Here is an 18,113-nt window from a genome sequence, read left to right on the forward strand (position 1 = left end):
CCGGCCGCTGGGCCGTGAGCTCACCAGCCGCGTTTCAACGCGGGAAGCAGCCCCACGCGGTCGTAGACCCGGCGAACCGTGGCCTCAGCCACCTCCGCCGCCCGCTCCGCACCATCGGCGAGGATCGCATCGAGCTGGGCCGGGTCCTGCAGCAGCTCCAGCGTCCGGTCCCGGAACGGGGTGATCGCCGCCACCACGACATCCGCGACCTCCTTCTTCAGGTCGCCGTAGCCCTTTTCCTCGAACGCCGCCTCCAGCTGCGCGATCGGCGTGCCCGACAGGGCGTGGTGGATCGACAGGAGGTTGGAGACTCCGGGCTTGCGCTCAGGGTCGTACCTGACCTCCCGCTCCGTGTCCGTCACGGCCGACCTGATCTTCTTGGCGACCCGGGCCGGGTCCTCGAGCAGCGAGATGAGCCCCGCATCGGTCGCGGCCGACTTGCTCATCTTGGCCGTCGGCTCCTGCAGGTCCTGGATCTTGGCGATCTCGCGGATGATGTGCGGCTCCGGGACGACGAGCGTCTCACCGAACCGCTGGTTGAACCGGCCCGCGAGATCGCGGGACAGCTCGAGGTGCTGGCGTTGGTCCTCCCCGACCGGGACGACCGCCGGGTCGTAGATGAGGATGTCGGCGGCCATCAGGATCGGGTAGGTGAAGAGCCCGACATTGGCCACAGCCCCCTTCGCCGTCTTGTCCTTGAACTGCGTCATCCGACTCGCCTCGCCGAACCCGGTGAGCGTGGACAGCACCCAGGCGAGCTCTGTGTGCTGGGCGACGTGGCTCTGCACGAAGAGGACCGAACGCGTCGGGTCGACCCCTCCGGCGATGAACTGGGCCGCCGTCGCCCGAGTCCGCTCACGCAGCTCCTTGGGGTCCGGGAAGACCGTCAGCGAGTGGAGGTCGGCCACGAAGTAGAAGGCGTCATGGGTCTCTTGGAGCTTCACCCACTCGACGAGCGCACCGATGTAGTTGCCGAGGTGCAGGGAGTCGCTCGTCGGCTGCATTCCGGAGAGGCTGCGGGGCTGGTGGCTCGAAGGCATGGGTGCATTCTGGCCCATCGGTCCACGTGCTCCGAATCGGTGTCCGGGCCTGTCGTCAGAGCTCGTAGTCGACGACCACCGGCGCGTGGTCGCTCCAGCGGGCGGCGTAGCTCGCCGCCCTCCCGACGGTGGCTCCCACGGCCGTCGGGGCGAACGCCCTGCTCACCAGCTGGTAGTCGATGCGCCAGCCCGAGTCGTTGTCGAAGGCCTGCCCACGCCAGGACCACCAGGTGTAGGGCCCCGGCCCCGGTCCGTGCAGCGCGCGGTGGACATCGACCCAGCCGAGGTCGTCGAACCACCGGTCGAAGTAGGCGCGCTCCTCGAGGAGGAATCCGGACTTCCTGAGGTTGCCCTTCCAGTTCTTCAGGTCGTGCTCCCGGTGGGCGACGTTGAGGTCCCCGGTCACGACCATGAGCTCGCCCACCTCGGCGGCGCGTTGCATCCGGCTGGTCATCGCGGTGAGGAAGGAGTACTTCTCGACCTGGCGATCCGTGAGCGCCTCACCCGTGTGGACGTAGGTGGAGGCGATGGTGACGCTGCCGACGGGCGTCGAGACCTCGACCTCGATCCAGCGGCCGGCGTCGGCGAAGGCGCCGTCGAGTCCGACGGCCACAGCGGTGTGTGGGTCGCGCGTCGCCACCGCCACGCCTGCCCGACCCTTCGCCGCACCCTCGGTGTGGGCGACGTGCCAGTGCCCCAGCCCGGCCTCCGCCAGCGCCTTGGACAGCTGCGTGTCGTCGGCCCGGACCTCCTGCAGGCACAGGACGTCCGGCGCAGCCTGGGAGATCCACTGCGCCGCCCCACGCCGGATCGCAGCCCGGATGCCGTTGACGTTGGCGGTGATGATGCGCATGGGCGTCATTGTGCCGGTCGGGACCCACCGACGCGGACGCGCCCCGGGCGACGGCGCGGCCACCGGCGACGCCTGGGTCGAGCCCCGACATAGACTCCGCTCGTGTCACCGACAGCCATCGCCCTCGCCCCCGTCGTGCTCGCGGCCGTCCTCATGATCGCCGCCGCTGGGAAGCTCAGGGCACCCTCCCGCTCGACCGAGGCCCTCGTGGCCCTCGACGTCCCGCACTGGCTCCGTGACCGCCGCCTGGTCACCGCACACCCGTGGGCCGAGATCGTGCTCGCCCTGGGTCTCGTGCTGGCAACCGGATGGCTCGGCACGGCGTTCGCGACCGGAACGGCGATCCTGTTCGCCGGCTACCTCGTCCTCATCGCCCGTGCCGCGAGGAAGCCGGAGCCCGTCGACTGCGACTGCTTCGGCGCGCTCGGCGCGGGGCGCGTGACCCGGGCCACCGTCGCACGCAACATCTGGTACGTCCTCGTGGCGGCGGCTGCTGTCTGGGCCCACGCTGGGGGTGTCAGCCCCGTGTCAGTCATCTCGAGCCTGGGCGCACACGAATGGTGGTGGGTGGCTGCGGCCGCAGCGGTCGCGCTGACGGTCGCCCTGACCATGCACGGTCAGGGCAGCGGAGCCGCGGCGGAGATGCGCGCCGGTGACGAGGACGACCTCGACGAGTACGTCCGCACGCCCACCCCTGCCGTCCTCGTCAAGCACGCGGACGGCACGGAGGTCACGCTCCGGGACCTGAGCGCAGGCCGGGCCCAGCTGCTCCTCTTCGTGTCCCGCACGTGCGGCTGGTGCAGCGAGGTCGTGGACCAGACCCCCGAGTGGCGGGCCGACCTCGCAGAACTCGACGTCCGCCTGGTGTACTCGCAGCCCTCGGACAACGGCGCCGACCATGAGACCACCCTCTACGACGAGAAGTCCTGGGCGCGGTTGTCCTGCGGGGTCTCCTCCTTCCCAGCGGCCGTCGCTCTGGGCCGGGACGGGCTGCTCGCAGGTGGACCGGTGACCGGTCACGTGGCCGTCGCGGAGTTCGTCGAGGAGATCAAGCAGCAGCTCGGCTAGGTCTGCGCCCCAACCGCCGGGTCCTCGGACACGACGAAGGGCCCCGACCACTGGTCGGAGCCCTTCGTCTCACGCTGGGTGACTCAGGCGGTCGCGCCGCACTTGCCGGTGCCACAGATGCTCGGGATGCTGGAGCACCCATCCGGCTGGGCGTCGCAGCTGCCGCCGCCGCTGGTCCACGACCCACCCTTGAGGTTGCCGGTCTGGGGCTCGGCCGCGGTGCACTCGCCGGTGAAGCCCCCGGTGAACTCGACGGTGAAGACACCGCCGGAGCTCTCGGTGGCGCCGTTGGTCCAGACCGCGATCGTCTTGGTCTCCCCCGCCGGGATCACGATCGAGTCGGCGAACTCGCCGCAGTTGACCGCCGGGTCAGAGATGCCGACGACACACAGCGACTTGCCGTCGTTGAACATCCCCGTGACCGCGCAGATCGTGTAGTCCTGCGAGCTCTTGGTGTTGTCGAAGACGAGGAACGCGACGTTGCCCTTGTCGTAGCACTTGGCCCCGCTCGACTGGCCGGGGAGCTTGCACAGCGAGCTGAGCTCGAAGTTGATCTCCGGCTCCTCCGGCGACGAGGCCGAAGCGGGCGTGCTGGCGGCGACAGCGACGGCCGGGACGGCCCAAGCTGCGCCCTTGACAACGGTGCGCCGCGACGGGCGCAGACCGGAGCCGTTCTCGTTGTTGGTCATGTGGGTGACTCCCCCTCAGGTTCTGGACGCATGCTCAGGTGCTCCGCGGCTCTTGAAAAACACAGACGACACTCCCCGGGAGCCGTGGCAGACGATACCGCATGGTGAAGTCACGCAGCACGCGTTTCCGCGCAGGTCAGCCGCTATTTGCGGATCTGTGACCTCCACCTTTGTGCCGTCGTCCGCGAAGCCGAGCGGCCTGGTCCGACCCAGCCTCGTCAGGCCCGGTCCCGCGCCACCGCGGACCACACGGAGGCGTGACCCCGCGCGCTGGCCTCCCAGGTGAAGGTTCCCGCCCGTAGACGCCCCCGCAGGGCCATCGCGGCCACGTCGGGATCAGCGGACACCGCGTGGAGGATCCCGTCGGTCAGTCCTGCCGGCGTGGGCGGCACGAGCAGGCCACCGTCACCGACGACCTCGGGCAGCGCGCCGGCGTCAGCCGCGACGACCGGAGTGCCGGCGGCCATCCCCTCGAGAGCCGGGAGGCCGAAGCCCTCGTAGCGTGACGGCACGACGAGGGCGGACGCCGCGGCGATGAGGCCGGGCAGGAGCGAGCCCTCCACCCGCCCGACGAGACGAGCCGAGGGGATCCCGGCGAAGAGTGCCGTCCGGCGGGGATGCTCCGGTCCGGCCACGACCAGGGTCAGATCTGGTCGCGACCTGGACACCTGCTGCCACGCCGCTGCGAGGGCCTCGAGGTTCTTCCGCTCGGAGGCACCTCCGGTAACGAGGACGTAGTCGCCCCCGTCGACTCCCATTCGGGCGAGCACGTCGGGCGCCGCGGGCACAGGGTCGAAGAAGCGGTCGTCGACGCCGTTGTGCACGACGTGCGGCTCGTCGATGCCGAGCACGTCAACCGCCTCTGCGGCGCTGAAGCTCGACACGCAGATGACCGCCGCTGCCCGACGCAGCTCCTCCACGGCGGCGCGCACGGGGCGGGACTCGTCCGGGAACTTCCACGCCACGACGTCGTGCAGCGTCACCACGTCGGCACGGGGTGACGGCGGGAGCTCGAGGTTCGTCCGATGGCTGACCGTGTCCCCGCCGTACAGGAGGCGGCCCAGCTCCCGCCTGGCCGTGGCGGAGGCCGTCGAGGCCCATCCCATCGGCAGACGCCGGTTGCCGGGCGTGCGTGCCCGCAGCGACCGGACCGCGACCTGCCGCACCCGCCATCCACTGCCGGCCACCGATGTCAGGGCGGACTCGGCGCGGCGTGAGACCTCCGCCTCGTAGACCTGCGCCCCCATGGGGTGGTCGGTCGCCACGCTGGCGATCGTCAGGCGCGGCACGCGATCCCCCTCCGGTCGATGCCCGGGCTTCGAACCAGTCCTGCCGAGCGCTCACGCATCATAGGGTGGGCCGGTTGCCGGCGGCTGGAGGCCGGCACGAGGCAAGGAGGTCGGCGGGAACGTGGAACGGCGGATCGCGCTCGTGTCGTCGTCCTTCCATCCCCACACGGGTGGCGTGGAGGAGCACGTCCGGCACGTCGCCGCGGCCTATGCCGCACAGGGCCACCGCGTCGAGGTGTGGACGGTGGACCGAGGGAACGGGCTCGGCACCCGCGAGGTCGATGGCATCGAGGTCCGTGAGCTCCCGACGCCCCTTCCGGCTCGCTCCGTCGGGGCGCTCGCCCGGTTCGGTCTGGCCCTCCCTGCCGCCCTGCGGTCCTGGGTCGCGGCCTACCGCAGCTTCCGGCCGGAGGTCCTGCACGTCCACTGCTTCGGCCCCAACGGCCTCTACTCCCTGGGCCTGAGCAGGCTGACGCACACCCCCTTGGTCGTGAGCGGGCACGGCGAGACGTTCATGGACGACCACCAGGTCTTCGAGAGGTCAGCCCTGCTGCGCCGGGGTCTGCGGGAGGCCGGGCAGCACGCCGCAGCCGTGACCGCCTGCTCCCGGATGGTGGCCGAGGACCTCGCCGACAACTACGGGGTGAGCGACCCCCTCGTCGTCCCCAACGGGGTGGAGCTGCGAGAGGGAGCCGAGGTCCGCACGTCACGACCGCCCGGGTGGTGGCCCGACCAGGGTCCGGTCGTGGGAGCGGTCGGACGAGTCGAGACCGTCAAGGGCTTCGACCTGCTGCTTCGAGCCTTTGCGGCGGTGCGCCGACCCGGTGAGCACCTCGTCATCGCCGGCGAGGGCGGCGCCCTCGCGGAGATCGAGAGGCAGAGGGTCGATCTCGGGCTGGCCGGGGCCGTGGTCCTGCCCGGCCGCATCAGCCGACCCGAGGTGTGCTGGCTCATGGAGAGGTCGACCGCGGTCGTCGTCCCCAGTCGGGTCGAGGCGTTCGGGATCGTCGCCCTCGAGGCCTGGCGCGGCGGGACACCGTTGATCCTCACGGAGAACAGCGGAGCCCGCGACCTGGCCGAGGACGCCGTCAACGCCTTCCTCGTGGACCCGACCGACGTCGAGGCCCTGGGTGCCACCATCCGCGAGGTCATCGACAACCCGGCCGCGAGCGCCCTCGTCGCAGCGAACGGCCGCAGGACCGTGGAGGACTACACCTGGGACCGCGTCGCGGCCGACTACCTGGCCCTCTACGACCGGATCCTCGGCGGATCCGCCGAGCCGCTGCGGCCCCCCTCATGACATCGCACGGCGTCGGCATCAACGGCAAGTGGCTCAGCCAGCCCGTGACCGGGACCCAGCGGTACGCCGGAGAGATGGTCCGCCGCATCCTCGACGGGCTGCCGCGGCCGGTGACCCTCCACATCCCGCGTGATGCCGAGCCGCCCCCGTGGCTGCCGCCTGATGTCAGGGTGCGGCGGTCGCCGCTGGCCGGAACGCTCTTCGAGCAGGTCTGGCTGCCCTGGGCCGGACGCCGCCAGCTGCTGGTCAGCCTGGGAGGGCCGGCGCCCGTTGTCGCCGGGCGACAGGTCGTCACCATGCACGATGCCTCCGTCTTCCGCTTTCCCGACACCTACAGTGGCGTGTTCGGCGCCTGGTACCGGTTGATGTACCGGGTCCTCGCTCGACGAGCGACGGCGATCGTCACCGTCTCGCGCTTCAGCGCCTCCGAGCTCGCCGCCGTGCTCGGAGCGCCGGTCGAGCGATTCGTCGTGGCCGGGAACGGCAGTGACCACGTCGACCAGGTCCGGGCCGCCCGCCCGGACCTGCCCCGGCTGGACGAGTCGTTCGTGCTCTGTGTCGGCACCTTCGCCCGACACAAGAACCTCTCCGAGACCCTCGGCCTCTTCGAGAGTGCCGGGATCCGATCCGTCGTCGTCGGCGCCTCAGGGGGCGACCGGGTCTTCCAGTCGGAGAGACGCGCGGCCTGGCAGCTCGCCACGTTCGCCGGGCGGCTCGCCGACGAGGAGGTCGTCTGGCTCTACGAGCACGCCCGGTGCCTCGTCTTCCCTTCGCGCTACGAAGGCTTCGGCCTCCCCGTGGTCGAGGCCCAGCGGAAGGGGTGTCCGGTCATCGCACTCGCAGCCGCCTCGATCCCGGAGGTCGCAGGCGAGGGAGCCATCCTCGTGGAGCGCACGGAAGACCTCCCGGCGGCCGTGGGCCTCCTCGACCGGGACCCGTGTGTGAGGGACGCCCTGGAGGAAGCGGGACGAGCGAACGCCGACCGACGCCTCTGGCGGGACAGCGCCGCCACGGTCCTCGACCTGATCACCCAGCTGCTGGGAGAGGTGCGGGACCCGAACCCGCCCCGCCGTCAACCGTCAGATCGACCGCACCAGGACGAACCATGAGACCACCGGGAACCCGACGACGAGGGCGATGCCGAGGACCCGGAACGCGGCGGCGTGGCTGTAGATGCGCACCATGATGGCGGCGAGCACCCCGATCCCGAAGATGCCGATCGACCAGTTGGCCAGCCGCGCGCTCAGCTCGACGATCTCCGCGGACTTGGTGATGTTGGCGATGGTCGCCGCCTTGCCGGCCGGCCCCCAGGGCGCCGGCAGGGGGACCTGAGCGAACAAGAGAGCGGCGATCCCGAGCAGGTCGGTCTTGAGGTGGCTCTGGCGACGGGCGGACATCTGATGCCGGGCGCGAACCGTGGGCTGGACACGGGGGGGCGGCGACGCGAGGGCCCTCGGCAGGGTGAGCAGGCACCCGGGGAGCCCGATGAGCAGCGCGAGCAGACCGGCATACAGCTTGGGGCGTGTGTCGCTGGCGAAGGCCAGAGTGGTCACCACGGGGACCGTGGCCCGGGTGAGCAGCCACACGTAGATGACGAAGAGGAGGGCGGCGCCAACGGCGACGGGGCCGTCGCCGCTGATGCGCCCGGGCCTTCTTGACATGAGGGCCAGTGTATTCAGGCCGGCCAACCTAGACTTGCCGGGTGGACCGCACGCAGGAACGACCGGAGCCCGACCTCTTCGGGCAGCAGGCGGTCGACGACGAGGCTCTGGAGCGCACCTCCGGGCGCGAGCGTCGTGACCGGCGGCGCAACCGGAAGGTCCTCGTCGCGGCCCTGGTGCTGCTGCTCGTTCCTGTGTTCGCTGTCGGTGGGTACCTCGCCTGGCTCAACCACATCGTCACCGACAACGTGAAGCAGGCCACGCTGTTGCCGGACTCGGGCACGCGGCCGACGGACCAGGAGGGGAACGTCGTCGCGCAACCCACGGGCAACGGCACCAACTACCTGCTCATCGGCAACGACGCCCGCCCCGGCGACACCGGCTCCCGGTCGGACGTCATGGTGCTCGTCCACGTGCCGGAGGACAGGAGGGACGTCACCCTCATCCACTTCCCGAGAGACCTCTGGGTGCCGATTCCCGGCAAGGGTGAGGCCAAGCTCAACGCCGCCTATGCCTTCGGCGGTGCTCCGCTTCTCGTCCGGACGATGCAGAACATGCTCGGCATCGAGGTCGACCATGTCGCGATGGTGGGTTTCGAAGGCTTCAAGTCGATGACCGACGCCGTGGGCGGTGTCGACGTCAACGTCGAGGAGGCCTCCGAGGGCGACGGAAAGGTGTTCCCCGAGGGCGTGATGCACATGGACGGCGAGACGGCCCTCGTGTTCGTCCGCCAGCGCTACCAGCTCAGCGAGGGGGACATCTCGCGGGGCAAGCGCCAGCAGGCCTTCATCAAGGCCCTGATGCTCAAGGCGCTCAGCAGGGAGACGCTGACGAACCCACTGCAGCTCAAGGACTTCCTGGACGCCGCGACGAGCAACCTGACGGTCGACCAGAACCTCGACGTCTCCACGATGCGCTCCGAGGCCTTCGCGATGCGGCACATCCGCGGCGGTGACATCCGCTTCATCACCGCACCCTTCAGCGGCTTCGGCACCAGTGCCGACGGCCAGTCCATCGACGTGGTCGACGAGGTTCGCATGGAGGAGCTGGGCGAGGCCATCCGGTCCGACGAGCTCGAGTCCTACGAGTAGCCCGGCCTCGGGTCAGGCCTGCTCCCAGTCCGTCAGGTCTGCTCCGCTGACCCAGGTCCGTTCCCCGACGACCAGCCAGCCGGCCTCAGCGGCAACGGAGATGGCGACGTTGCCGGCGCTCCCCTGCGCCGCGTCGACGCAGGCGACCTCGGTCGCCCCCACTCCCCTGGTCACCTTGGCGACCTGGAGCCCGCCACAGCCCTCGACGCCCGCCCGCACGACGTAGGTCGCGAGCACGCCACCCTCGAGCCGGTTGGAGATGGCCAGGGCCCCCTCGGCCTCCCCCGAGTCGCGCCAGGTGACGCCACCGTCGTCGGTGACCTTGACCCCGCCCTCCCGACACAGCGCCTCGGCCTGGTCCGCGGACGTCCGGGAGAGGTCGATGACGGCGTCGCCGCCGCACGGCGTCGCCGCGGGGGACTGCGGTGTCGTCACCTCGGACCGGACGTCGAGCCTGCGTGCCCAGCCGCCGACCAGGGCATCCGGCCCTGCCCAGGTCCGGCCGCCGTCTTCGGTGGTGAACTGGTCCTGGGCGCAGCTGTCGACGCCTCCGACGATGAACCCGCGTTGCCGGTCGAGGGGCTGCACCCGCGCGATGGTGTCCGCTGGTGCATCGACGTCGTCCCAGGTCGTTCCGCCGTCGACGGAGATCGACAGCGTGGCCCCACCCGTCGCGCAGGACCCGACCGTGGCGCGCCACGCCACCTCCCGGTCGAGGGCGGCAAGGAGGATGCGGACCGGCCGCGGAGCCAGCTGCCCGATGGAGTCGAGCGTGCCTGACGTCGTGGTTCCCGTCGGCACCGTGGTCTGAGGGGCTCCCGTCTCGGCAGGCTCCACCGTCTCCGGGACGAGGGGCGTCGTGCGGGTGACGGAGGGGGCGGCGGTGGAGGTCGACGTCGCCGGCGGGCGCAGGGCGAGGTAGACGAGCACGATGTCGACGAGCAGGAACACCACCAACCCCGCCGTGGAGACTCCCCGCTTCATCCCGCAACCGCTCCTTGCCCGCCGTCGACCGTCTTCGGTGCTGCCATCGTAGAGGTGACGGGGGGCCACCCCAGCGGCTCCGGAGGTCGGCGGGACGTCCCTGCGATACTGCGCCCATGGACTACAGCCATCCGACCCGGAGGCGGGCCAGGGCCGTTCGCCGGCTCCTCGCGGCGAGCACCCGACTCCCCGTCTGGATCGGGGGCACGTCCATGCCGGGCTACTGGTGGGACGGGCACGAGAACTTCGGCGACGCCCTGACACCGTGGCTGCTCCCCCGCTATGGGATCGTCCCCGTCCACCGAGAGCCATCCAGGGCGCGATTCCTCGGCGTGGGGAGCATCATCGAGTTCCTCCCGGACGACTTCGAGGGACTGGTCTGGGGCAGCGGGCTGATGCACGAAGCGCCCCGCCACCTGCCGCACGCGACCTTCCTGGCCGTCCGCGGGCGGCTGACCCACGAGCTGGTGGGCAGTCCTCCCGGGTGCGAGCTGGGTGACCCCGGCCTCCTCGTCGCTCACCACCGGCGCCGGCGGCCCGTGCGGTGGGAGCTCGGTGTCGCACCCCACGGTCACCACTGGAACGACCCCGACCTGCACGCCCTGGCCGCAGCGCATCCGGGCCGCGTCCGACTGGTCAACGTGAACCGGTCGGTTCCCACGGTCGTCGACGAGATCAGCTCGTGCGCCGCCATCGTCACCACGTCTCTGCACGGCCTCATCACGGCCGATGCCTTCGGGATCCCCGCGGCGTGGACGACCTTGGAGCCGGCCCTGTCCGGGGGGGACTTCAAGTTCCGCGACTACGAGTCGGTCATCTCCCCCGGCAGGTCGCGGCACTTCACCCACTCGCCGGAGATGAGTGTGGAGCAGCTGAAGCGGCAGGCGGTGCAGGTGTCCGCCGACGCCGTCGCGGACTGCGTGGCCTCCCTGCGCTCGGCGACGAGGGAGTTCCACCGACTGGCCCGGAGGACCGCACGCTTTCCGGTGTCGACGATTCGTCAGGTGCTCGACCGGGGCTGAGTGCCGCCCGACCGTTGGTCACCGGCAGCGCCGGCCACCCGCTCCAGCACGTGAGCCATCACCTCGACGCGGTCCGACCATGAGGGGACCTCGGCCTCGGGCAGGTCGGAGGCGCGGCCCCACCCTGGCGCGGTCCGCTCGAGCACCGCCGCCACGAAGTCGGACCGTTCCGCGACCGCGACCTGTGGGTCGCCTGCGTCCCGGAACCCGGCGACGGGCGTGCTGACCACTGGTCGCCCGACCGCGCGGTACTCGTACAGCTTGATGGGGTCGAGGCTGTCGGTGAACGGGGTGACGACGTGCGGGACGAGGAGCACGTCGGCGTGCTGGAGATAGGCCGGGATCTCGGGTGCCGGCCGGGGGCCGAGCAGGACGGCCCCGGCTCGCTGCAGGCGGTGCACGTCCTCGGGCTCCAGCGCAACCGGGCCGACGATGACGAGGTGAGCGCGGGGTCCGATCGCCTCCGCCGTGAGGGCGCAGAGCTCGACGTCCAGCCGGTCCCGGTGCGCCGTCCCGACATAGAGCGCACAGGGCCCCTCCGGCAGGTCGTCAGGACGCGTCCGGGGCCTTCGGTAGTCCGTGACGTCGACGGCGTTGGGGACGAGCGCGACCTCGCGTCGGCTGCCCTTGGCGCGCGCCAGTGCCGGTGAGCAGACGACCACGACGCGGGCCCGGGCCAGGAGCAGGGCTTCCGCCCGGGCACGTCGGGAGGTCTCGGCCGCGTCGCGGTCGGCCAGGAGCCAGTCGTCCGTCACGTCGTAGAGGGCCGGCCAGCCGGTGGCCTCGAGCACGGCGGCGCCGTCGGGGTCGTTGACCCAGAGCAGGGGCGAGCCGAAACCGAGCCGTCGGACTGCCCGCACCGTGCCCGCGGCGAGATGCCGGTCGACTCTGCGGTGGAGGCGCCTGGGGAACCACTTCGCCGGCTCGTACAGCCACAGTCGCCCCGGCTCGACACCCGGGACCGGGGGGCCGGCCCTCAGACCGCCCGGGAGCTGCGGCCGTCGACGGCGGCTCAGGTCGTGGAGCGGGTCGACGGCAGGCTCCACGAAGAGCACGCGAAGCCCCGGATCACGGCGCAGCAGGCCCGAGACGAGGTGCTGGTTGCGCCGCCACACCTCGTCCCAGCGCTCGAGGGAGAGGACGACCAGATCGGTTGAGCGCGGGTGGATGCTCTCGGAACTCACTGCACGCTCCGGTAGACGGCTTCGGTGGCAGTGGCCTGGGCCGCCACCGAGAAGTCGCGCACCTGGACCGCCCGCAGCCGCTTGCCGAGCGTGTCGCGCCGAGCGGCGTCGCCGGCGAGGTCGGACAGCAGCGAGGCTGCTTCGGCGAGACCCCCGACCGGGTAGCAGAGCTCCGGAGCCGCGCTGCAGATCGTCTCGAGGTGGCCGCCGCCACGGGCCGCGAGCACCGGCAGCCCGTGGCTCATCGCCTCGAGCACGGTGAGGCCGAGCGCCTCGTCCGGCCGCGGCGCGAGCAGGATCGCGGACCTCGCCATGAGGTCCTCGATGTCGTTGCGGTGACCGAGGAAGGTCACCGCCTCGCTGACACCGAGCTCGTCGGCGAGCCTCTCGAGCCGCCTCTTCTCCTGTCCGTCGCCCGCGACCTCGAGCGACCATCCCCTCGCGCCCAACCCGGAGGCCGCGAAGCACCGCACGGCGTCCGCCGTCCGCTTCTCCGGCTCGAGCCGCTGGGCCACGAGCACGCGAGGCCGCCGTGCCGGGGAACCTGCGCGCGGGGTCGGTTCGACCTGCTCGAGGACGCCGGACACGACCACGGTCGCCGGCCCCTCGATGTGGGCCGCGACGAAGCGGCTCACCGCGATCTGGGCCGAAATTCGACCGGCGGCCCACCGGGCGACGACGCCGGCGAGCCGCGAGGACTGGCCGCGGTTCGCTGCGAAGTGGCGGGTGCTCACCACGGGGACAGCGCGGGAGCGCCACGCGAGGGCGGCGGCGACCTCCGCAGACGTCATGTGCACGTTGAAGACGTGCGCGTCCGCGAAGCGGTCGAGGGCCCGGCTGACGTCCCACACCGAGGCCGCCGCGACGTGCCGGATGTCCGGCCGGTCGAGGACGGCGCGCATCGTCGCGGCGTGGCCGCCGATGACGACCACCTCGTGGCCGGCGTCCGCCTGGGCGACGGCAAGCATCGCGATGTGCCGCTCCACCCCGGCGAAGGCATCAGTGCACACGGCGTGGACGATCTTCACCCGGCAGCACCGGCCGCAGGTGTCGGCCCCGCCTCGAGAGCGGGCTGCTGCACCCGGGCCACCTGGGCACGCAGGCGCACCTGCTGCTCCTCGTCGTCCTCATGCCGGGCGGCGGCACCGAGGCAGAGGCCGAGGACGAGGAACGGCAGGGAGACCTGCACGGCGACCCAGAAGAGGTCGAACTGGCTCTGGATGACCCGGGTCAGCAGGACGAGCTCGGCCAGGGTTCCGTAGACCGGGTCGAGCCGCCGCGCGATGAGCCAGGTGCCGCCCAGGAGGACGGCGAAGGCGAGCAGGCCGATGACTCCGGCGCTGGTCATCGTGTCGATGAGCGCGTTCGGGGGCTGGAAGGCCTGCGGGAACCGGTCGGTGTACCACCACCGCAGCCCGACCCCGAACCATGGATCCGTGGCCCAGATCGCGATCGAGTCCTCGAACCACGTGAGTCGCTGGAAGAAGGAGTTGAACTCGTTGCCGGACCGGATCTGGTCCTGCACCATGACGCTCACGCCGATGAGCGCGGGGATGAACGCGAGCAGGATCCCCTTGGACCGGCGCCGAGTCGTCGTGCGCCGCATGACGAGGACCGACACCGACACGGCCAGGGCGATGATCGCCTGCCTCGACTGGGTGGTCATGAGCGCGGCGACGACGGTCCAGAAGCCGAGGAGGGCCCAGCCCCTGGTCCACCCCATCCACGGCGGACGCACGTAGAGCACGACCCCGACCAGGGCGAAGATCGTCCCGATGGCGTTCTTCTGCACCTGGTAGGGCCAGGCCATCTCGACCGGCCCGAAGTTGCCGGAGTCGTACTGGACGGCGGCCTGGACCAGGGTGATGACGGCGAGCACCAGCGTCGTGATCGCCAGGATGCGGAGGGCGCGCCCGCCGTGGCCGCGCCACCCGAGGGCCCAGCCGATGACCACGGCGCCGACCACGAGCACGCCCGCGTGGAACCACTCGACGAGGTTGGCCTGGTAGGGGTTGCGCACGACGGTGAACAGGGTGGCGACCTGGTAGAGGATGCCGAGCCACATGACCCGGCGCATCGGTCCTGAGGCGCCCGCCATGAGGACCAGCAGGGAGGGGACCAGGGCGACCACGAGCATCGCGTCGGAGACGGCGAGGTCGACCCCCCCGATCGAGAGCCGGGCGGTCATGAGCAGGAAGGGCAGCGCCAGCAGGGGCACGAGTGCCGGGTCGGCGACGACCAGACCGAGGAAGAGGATGATCCCGGCAAGCAGGAGCGGCACCTGTGGGTCGACGGCGAGTCCCCGGCCGACGAAGAGCAGCACGCCGAGCAGGGCCAGGACCAGGGCGACGCGGATCGCGAGGTCCTTGGCGCGTTGGGCGGTCACGGCGACTGTCCTTGCCGCACGGCTGACTCCCGCCGGCGCTCGACCCGCATCGGCCCACGCGCGTAGGTGACGAGTCGCTCCCGGGCGAGCCGGCCCTCGAATCCGGGCCGGAGGGAGCGGACCGTCGAGCCGGCCACCTGGGCCAGCCGGGCGACCTGCCATCCGACGGCACCGAAGTGCTTGCGGTAGTAGCGCTCCTGGCCGGCGTGGAAGCGGACCTCGCGCCGCCGTGCGTCCCCACTCGTGCCGGCCCCGACATGGGTCGCGGTGACGGACGGGACCAGCGCGTGCCGCCAGCCCCGTCGGGCGGCACGGTTGGCCCAGTCGGTCTCCTCGGCGTAGAGGAAGAAGGACTCGTCGAAGCCCCCGACGTCAGCCAGGGCCTCGGCGCGCAGGAGCAGCACCGCACCGACGGCGAACTGGCCGGGACGGCGCCGGCCGAGCCCGACGGCGTCGAGCCACGCGCCGAGCGGTGTCGGGAAGGGCCAGAGGACCCGCTCGTCATGTCCGTCGAGGGCGCGCAGCTGCGGGCTGACGCTCGCGAGGTCGGGCCGGGCGCGCAGTGCCGTGCCGAGCTGCCGTATGCCGCTGGGCTCGATCCGCGCGTCAGGGTTGAGCAGGAGCACGTCTGAGGTCGCCGACCGCCGCTCCCGCAGGCCGACGTTGACGCCCGCGGCGAAGCCCCCGTTGCGGCCGGGGTCGACGTAGCGGATGGCGAGCTCATCGCACACGGCCCGGACCCGGGCCGAGGAGGAGTTGTCCACGACGATGACGGACTCGTCGCGGAGCGGCTCGAGCGTGGCCCGGAGCAGCTCGGCCGCACCGTAGGCGACGACGACGACCTCGATGGGTCGGTCTCCAGGCTCCGTCGGACCGCCGGCGGGGCCGAGCGCCTTGCGGTAGAGCCCCTCCTGCAGGGCGGCGACGGTCGCCCAGCCGGTCTGGGCGGCCCGCGCGAGACCGGCTGTCCGCAGGGTGGCGGCGACGTCCGCCTCCGTGCCGACCCGGACGAGGGCGTCCCGCAGGGCTCGAGCATCACCCGGTGGGACGAGCAGGCCCGCCTCCCCGACGACCTCGGGCAGGGCGCCGCTGTCGCTGGCCACGACGGGCGTCCCGCAGGCCATCGCCTCGACGGCGACTCGGCCGAACTGCTCCACCCAGGTGTCGGTCGTCAGCGACGGGACGGCGACCACGTCCACCGACCGGTAGAAGTCGGGCACATCAGCCTGCCCGAGCGAGCCGACCAGCTCGACCCGACCCGCGAGGCGCTCCTGGCGGGCCCGAGAGCGCACGTCCGCGGCGGCGGAGCCGTCGCCGGCCAACCGCACCGTCAGCCGCTCGTCGTCGGCGACCGCATCGAGCAGGACGTGGATCCCCTTGGACGGCTCCAACCGCCCGACATAGCCGACCACGGTGCGGTCACCGGGGCCGCGGTCGCGGGCCGGGCGGCCCTCGGACGGGCGGAACTTGGCCAGATCGGTGCCGAGGGGAATGAGCGTGGCCGACCCGGCGAGACCCTTGCGCTCGACGATGCGTCCCGCTTCGGTGTTGCACACACTCACCCCCGCAGCATGACGCAGCGCCCAGCGCTCGAGCCAGCGAAACGGGACCGGATAGCGCTTGTCGAGGTTCTGCGCGGAGTAGAGGACGTAGGGGCTGTGGCATCTGCGCAGCACCCGAAGGAGGAGCACCTCGGCGGTGCTCAGCGCGAAGGGCTCCTCGTGGAGGTCGAGGACGTCCCAGCGCTCGCCGAGGGCTCGCCAGATCGGCCTCGGGTCGTAGACGAAGAGGGCGGGGTGCCGGCCGAGGGTGCGCACTCCGCTGACCGGCTCGCCGGGTCGGGGTGTCAGGGTGACCGTCGCGCCGCCCTCGTCCCATGCGGCAGCGGAGAGGGTGACGACGTCGTGGCCGAGGTCGCGCAGGGCCCGCTCCCGCTCGCGCCAGGCGTCCACGACGGCGCTGTGCGACACCCGCAGGACCCGCAATCGACAACCCCCCACACCGTGCGGCCCGAGGCCAGGCCCTTTGCCGGCTTCGCTGGAAGGCGCCGGCGACCCACAGATGATATGGGAGGATTGGGGGTCTGCAGTCCAACTTCTCGCCGGAGCAACGCCCAAGGGGGGCCAGTGACGATCCGTGATCTCGTGGGCGTGATCCGCACGAGGTGGAGGCTCATCGCGGCCTGCGTGCTCATCGTCATCGGGGCGACCGCCGCGTCCACGCTCATGGCGACTCCCGTCTACGAGGCCACCGCCCGGGTCTACCTCTCCACCGTCAAGCCCACCGACGACAAGAGCCCCGGCGGGACCTACGCGATCACCCAGAAGGACCTCAACACCTACGTCGCCATCCTCGGCTCCCCCGCCGTGCAGGACCCGCTGCGGGAGCGGCTCGGGCTGGCCCCGGGCACCGGAATCGACATCACGGGGACGGTGTCCGAACTGACCAACGTGCTCGACCTGCAGGCCCGCAGCTCGGACCCGCAGCGCGCTGCGGACATCGCCAACACCGCCGGCCCGGTGCTCGCCGAGGCGGCCAAGAAGTTCTCGCCGCTGCTCGCCAACAACAACCAGCTGGTCGAGGCCGAGGCGATCACCCCCGCTCTGGCGCCCGGCGAGCCGATCTCCCCGAACGTCAAGCAGAACCTCGCGCTGGCGCTCCTCGCCGGTCTCGTCATCGGGGTCGGTGTCGCGCTGCTCCGGCACGTCGCGGACACCAAGGTGCGCGGCGACGACGACATCCGCAAGCTCTCCGATCGCCCGATCCTCGCGACGATCCCCTTCGTCAAGGGCACCGACGGCCCGGTGCTCAGCCTGGTCGACGACCCGCACACCCATCATGCGGAGGCCATCCGGCGACTGCGCACCAACATCCTCTTCGTCGACGTCACCACGCAGGGCCACTCGTTCGTCATCACCTCGTCCAACCCGGGCGAGGGCAAGACGACGACGACGGTCAACCTCGCGATCGCGATGGCCGACGCCGGCTCCAAGGTCCTGCTCATCGACGGCGACCTGCGCAACCCGTCGGTCGCCAAGACGATGGGGCTGGAGGGCAGCGCCGGGCTCACCACGGTGCTGCTGGGCCGGGCCGAGCCCGCCGACGTCATCCAGGTGTGGCGCGACACGACGCTCCATGTCCTGCCCGCCGGGCAGATCCCGCCCAACCCGAGCGAGCTGCTCGGGTCCGAGGCCATGTCGCAGCTGTTCCAGAAGCTGGCCCAGGAGTTCGACTACATCCTGATCGACAGTCCCCCCATCAACCCGGTCATCGACGCTGTGCTGCTCAACCAGCTGACCCACGGGTTGATCATGGTCGTCGCCAGCGAGCGCACCAGGCGTCGCGAGCTGGAGTCGGCCCTCCGCTCGCTCCAGACGGTGGAGGTCCCGGTCGCCGGCTTCGCGCTCAACCTGGCGACCGGCGCAAACTCCGCCACGTACCGCTACGGCACCTACGGCTACGGCCAGACGGCTGCCGTCCACGGCAGCCGGGCGGCCCGGACGTCGCGCCGCACGGAGCGGCGACGGGCCGCCCGCACCCGCTGAC

At 71.6% G+C, this 18,113-nt stretch carries 16 protein-coding genes; 6 read left to right on the forward strand and 10 right to left on the reverse strand.

Features of this window, described 5'->3' with window-relative positions:
- Nucleotides 1–20: 20 nt before the first annotated feature.
- Both trpS and ABWV20_RS17600 read right to left on the reverse strand, forming a co-directional pair.
- On the reverse strand, nt 21–1,058 hold the full coding sequence (gene trpS, locus ABWV20_RS17595; RefSeq protein ID WP_353357472.1) for a tryptophan--tRNA ligase: 1,038 nt from the start codon (nt 1,056–1,058) through the stop codon (nt 21–23).
- Between the two features lie 37 nt (nt 1,059–1,095).
- Nucleotides 1,096–1,893, reverse strand: coding sequence for an exodeoxyribonuclease III (locus ABWV20_RS17600; RefSeq protein ID WP_353357474.1), 798 nt, complete (start codon nt 1,891–1,893; stop codon nt 1,096–1,098).
- 102 nt (nt 1,894–1,995) lie between these two features.
- Between ABWV20_RS17600 and ABWV20_RS17605 the strand changes: the two genes are divergently transcribed.
- The gene (locus ABWV20_RS17605) at nt 1,996–2,961 is read left to right on the forward strand and encodes a MauE/DoxX family redox-associated membrane protein (protein ID WP_353357476.1); all 966 of its coding nucleotides are present in this window, start codon (nt 1,996–1,998) and stop codon (nt 2,959–2,961) included.
- An 83-nt stretch (nt 2,962–3,044) separates the two neighbouring features.
- Here the strand turns inward: ABWV20_RS17605 and ABWV20_RS17610 are convergent, their stop codons facing one another.
- Nucleotides 3,045–3,650 (reverse strand): hypothetical protein, encoded by a 606-nt coding sequence (locus ABWV20_RS17610; protein WP_353357478.1) that lies wholly within the window; start codon nt 3,648–3,650, stop codon nt 3,045–3,047.
- Nucleotides 3,651–3,868: 218 nt separating this feature from the next.
- Nucleotides 3,869–4,939 carry a glycosyltransferase family 4 protein gene (locus ABWV20_RS17615; protein WP_353357480.1) on the reverse strand — a complete coding sequence of 357 codons (1,071 nt, stop codon included), beginning with the start codon at nt 4,937–4,939 and terminating at the stop codon, nt 3,869–3,871.
- Nucleotides 4,940–5,060: 121 nt separating this feature from the next.
- On the opposite strand from ABWV20_RS17615, the gene ABWV20_RS17620 reads away from it, so the two are divergent.
- Complete coding sequence (locus ABWV20_RS17620) at nt 5,061–6,239, forward strand: glycosyltransferase family 4 protein (protein WP_353357482.1); 1,179 nt, start codon at nt 5,061–5,063, stop codon at nt 6,237–6,239.
- Nucleotides 6,236–7,348 carry a glycosyltransferase family 4 protein gene (locus tag ABWV20_RS17625; RefSeq protein WP_353357484.1) on the forward strand — a complete coding sequence of 371 codons (1,113 nt, stop codon included), beginning with the start codon at nt 6,236–6,238 and terminating at the stop codon, nt 7,346–7,348. Before ABWV20_RS17620 ends, ABWV20_RS17625 begins: the two co-directional genes overlap by 4 nt.
- On the opposite strand, the gene ABWV20_RS17630 is transcribed toward ABWV20_RS17625, so the two are convergent.
- Complete coding sequence (locus tag ABWV20_RS17630; protein WP_353357486.1) at nt 7,319–7,900, reverse strand: hypothetical protein; 582 nt, start codon at nt 7,898–7,900, stop codon at nt 7,319–7,321. The two genes, ABWV20_RS17625 and ABWV20_RS17630, sit on opposite strands and share 30 nt — an antisense overlap.
- 41 nt (nt 7,901–7,941) lie before the next feature.
- Here ABWV20_RS17630 and ABWV20_RS17635 point away from each other — a divergent pair, with 41 nt between their 5' ends.
- Complete coding sequence (locus tag ABWV20_RS17635; protein ID WP_353357488.1) at nt 7,942–8,991, forward strand: LCP family protein; 1,050 nt, start codon at nt 7,942–7,944, stop codon at nt 8,989–8,991.
- A gap of 12 nt (nt 8,992–9,003) precedes the next feature.
- On the opposite strand, the gene ABWV20_RS17640 is transcribed toward ABWV20_RS17635, so the two are convergent.
- Entirely contained in the window at nt 9,004–9,975 is a 972-nt protein-coding gene (locus ABWV20_RS17640) for a beta propeller repeat protein (protein WP_353357490.1), read from the reverse strand.
- Between the two features lie 116 nt (nt 9,976–10,091).
- Between ABWV20_RS17640 and ABWV20_RS17645 the strand changes: the two genes are divergently transcribed.
- Complete coding sequence (locus ABWV20_RS17645; RefSeq protein WP_353357492.1) at nt 10,092–10,997, forward strand: polysaccharide pyruvyl transferase family protein; 906 nt, start codon at nt 10,092–10,094, stop codon at nt 10,995–10,997.
- On the opposite strand, the gene ABWV20_RS17650 is transcribed toward ABWV20_RS17645, so the two are convergent.
- From ABWV20_RS17650 to ABWV20_RS17665, 4 genes are read right to left on the reverse strand one after another with little or no spacing between them, the layout of a single operon-like run.
- The gene (locus ABWV20_RS17650; protein ID WP_353357494.1) at nt 10,976–12,181 is read right to left on the reverse strand and encodes a glycosyltransferase; all 1,206 of its coding nucleotides are present in this window, start codon (nt 12,179–12,181) and stop codon (nt 10,976–10,978) included. The genes ABWV20_RS17645 and ABWV20_RS17650 overlap by 22 nt on opposite strands.
- On the reverse strand, nt 12,178–13,209 hold the full coding sequence (locus tag ABWV20_RS17655; protein ID WP_353357496.1) for a glycosyltransferase family 4 protein: 1,032 nt from the start codon (nt 13,207–13,209) through the stop codon (nt 12,178–12,180). The genes ABWV20_RS17650 and ABWV20_RS17655 overlap by 4 nt, the downstream gene beginning before the upstream one ends.
- Nucleotides 13,206–14,567 carry an O-antigen ligase family protein gene (locus ABWV20_RS17660; protein WP_353357498.1) on the reverse strand — a complete coding sequence of 454 codons (1,362 nt, stop codon included), beginning with the start codon at nt 14,565–14,567 and terminating at the stop codon, nt 13,206–13,208. The genes ABWV20_RS17655 and ABWV20_RS17660 overlap by 4 nt, the downstream gene beginning before the upstream one ends.
- Nucleotides 14,564–16,537: a glycosyltransferase gene (locus tag ABWV20_RS17665; RefSeq protein ID WP_353357500.1), complete on the reverse strand. Its 1,974-nt coding sequence runs from the start codon at nt 16,535–16,537 to the stop codon at nt 14,564–14,566. The genes ABWV20_RS17660 and ABWV20_RS17665 overlap by 4 nt, the downstream gene beginning before the upstream one ends.
- Before the next feature lie 156 nt (nt 16,538–16,693).
- Between ABWV20_RS17665 and ABWV20_RS17670 the strand changes: the two genes are divergently transcribed.
- Entirely contained in the window at nt 16,694–18,112 is a 1,419-nt protein-coding gene (locus tag ABWV20_RS17670; RefSeq protein WP_353357502.1) for a tyrosine-protein kinase domain-containing protein, read from the forward strand.
- The last annotated feature ends 1 nt before the right edge of the window (nt 18,113 follow it).

This window comes from Intrasporangium sp. DVR (assembly GCF_040365325.1).
In the GTDB taxonomy this organism is placed as follows: Bacteria; Actinomycetota; Actinomycetes; order Actinomycetales; family Dermatophilaceae; genus Intrasporangium.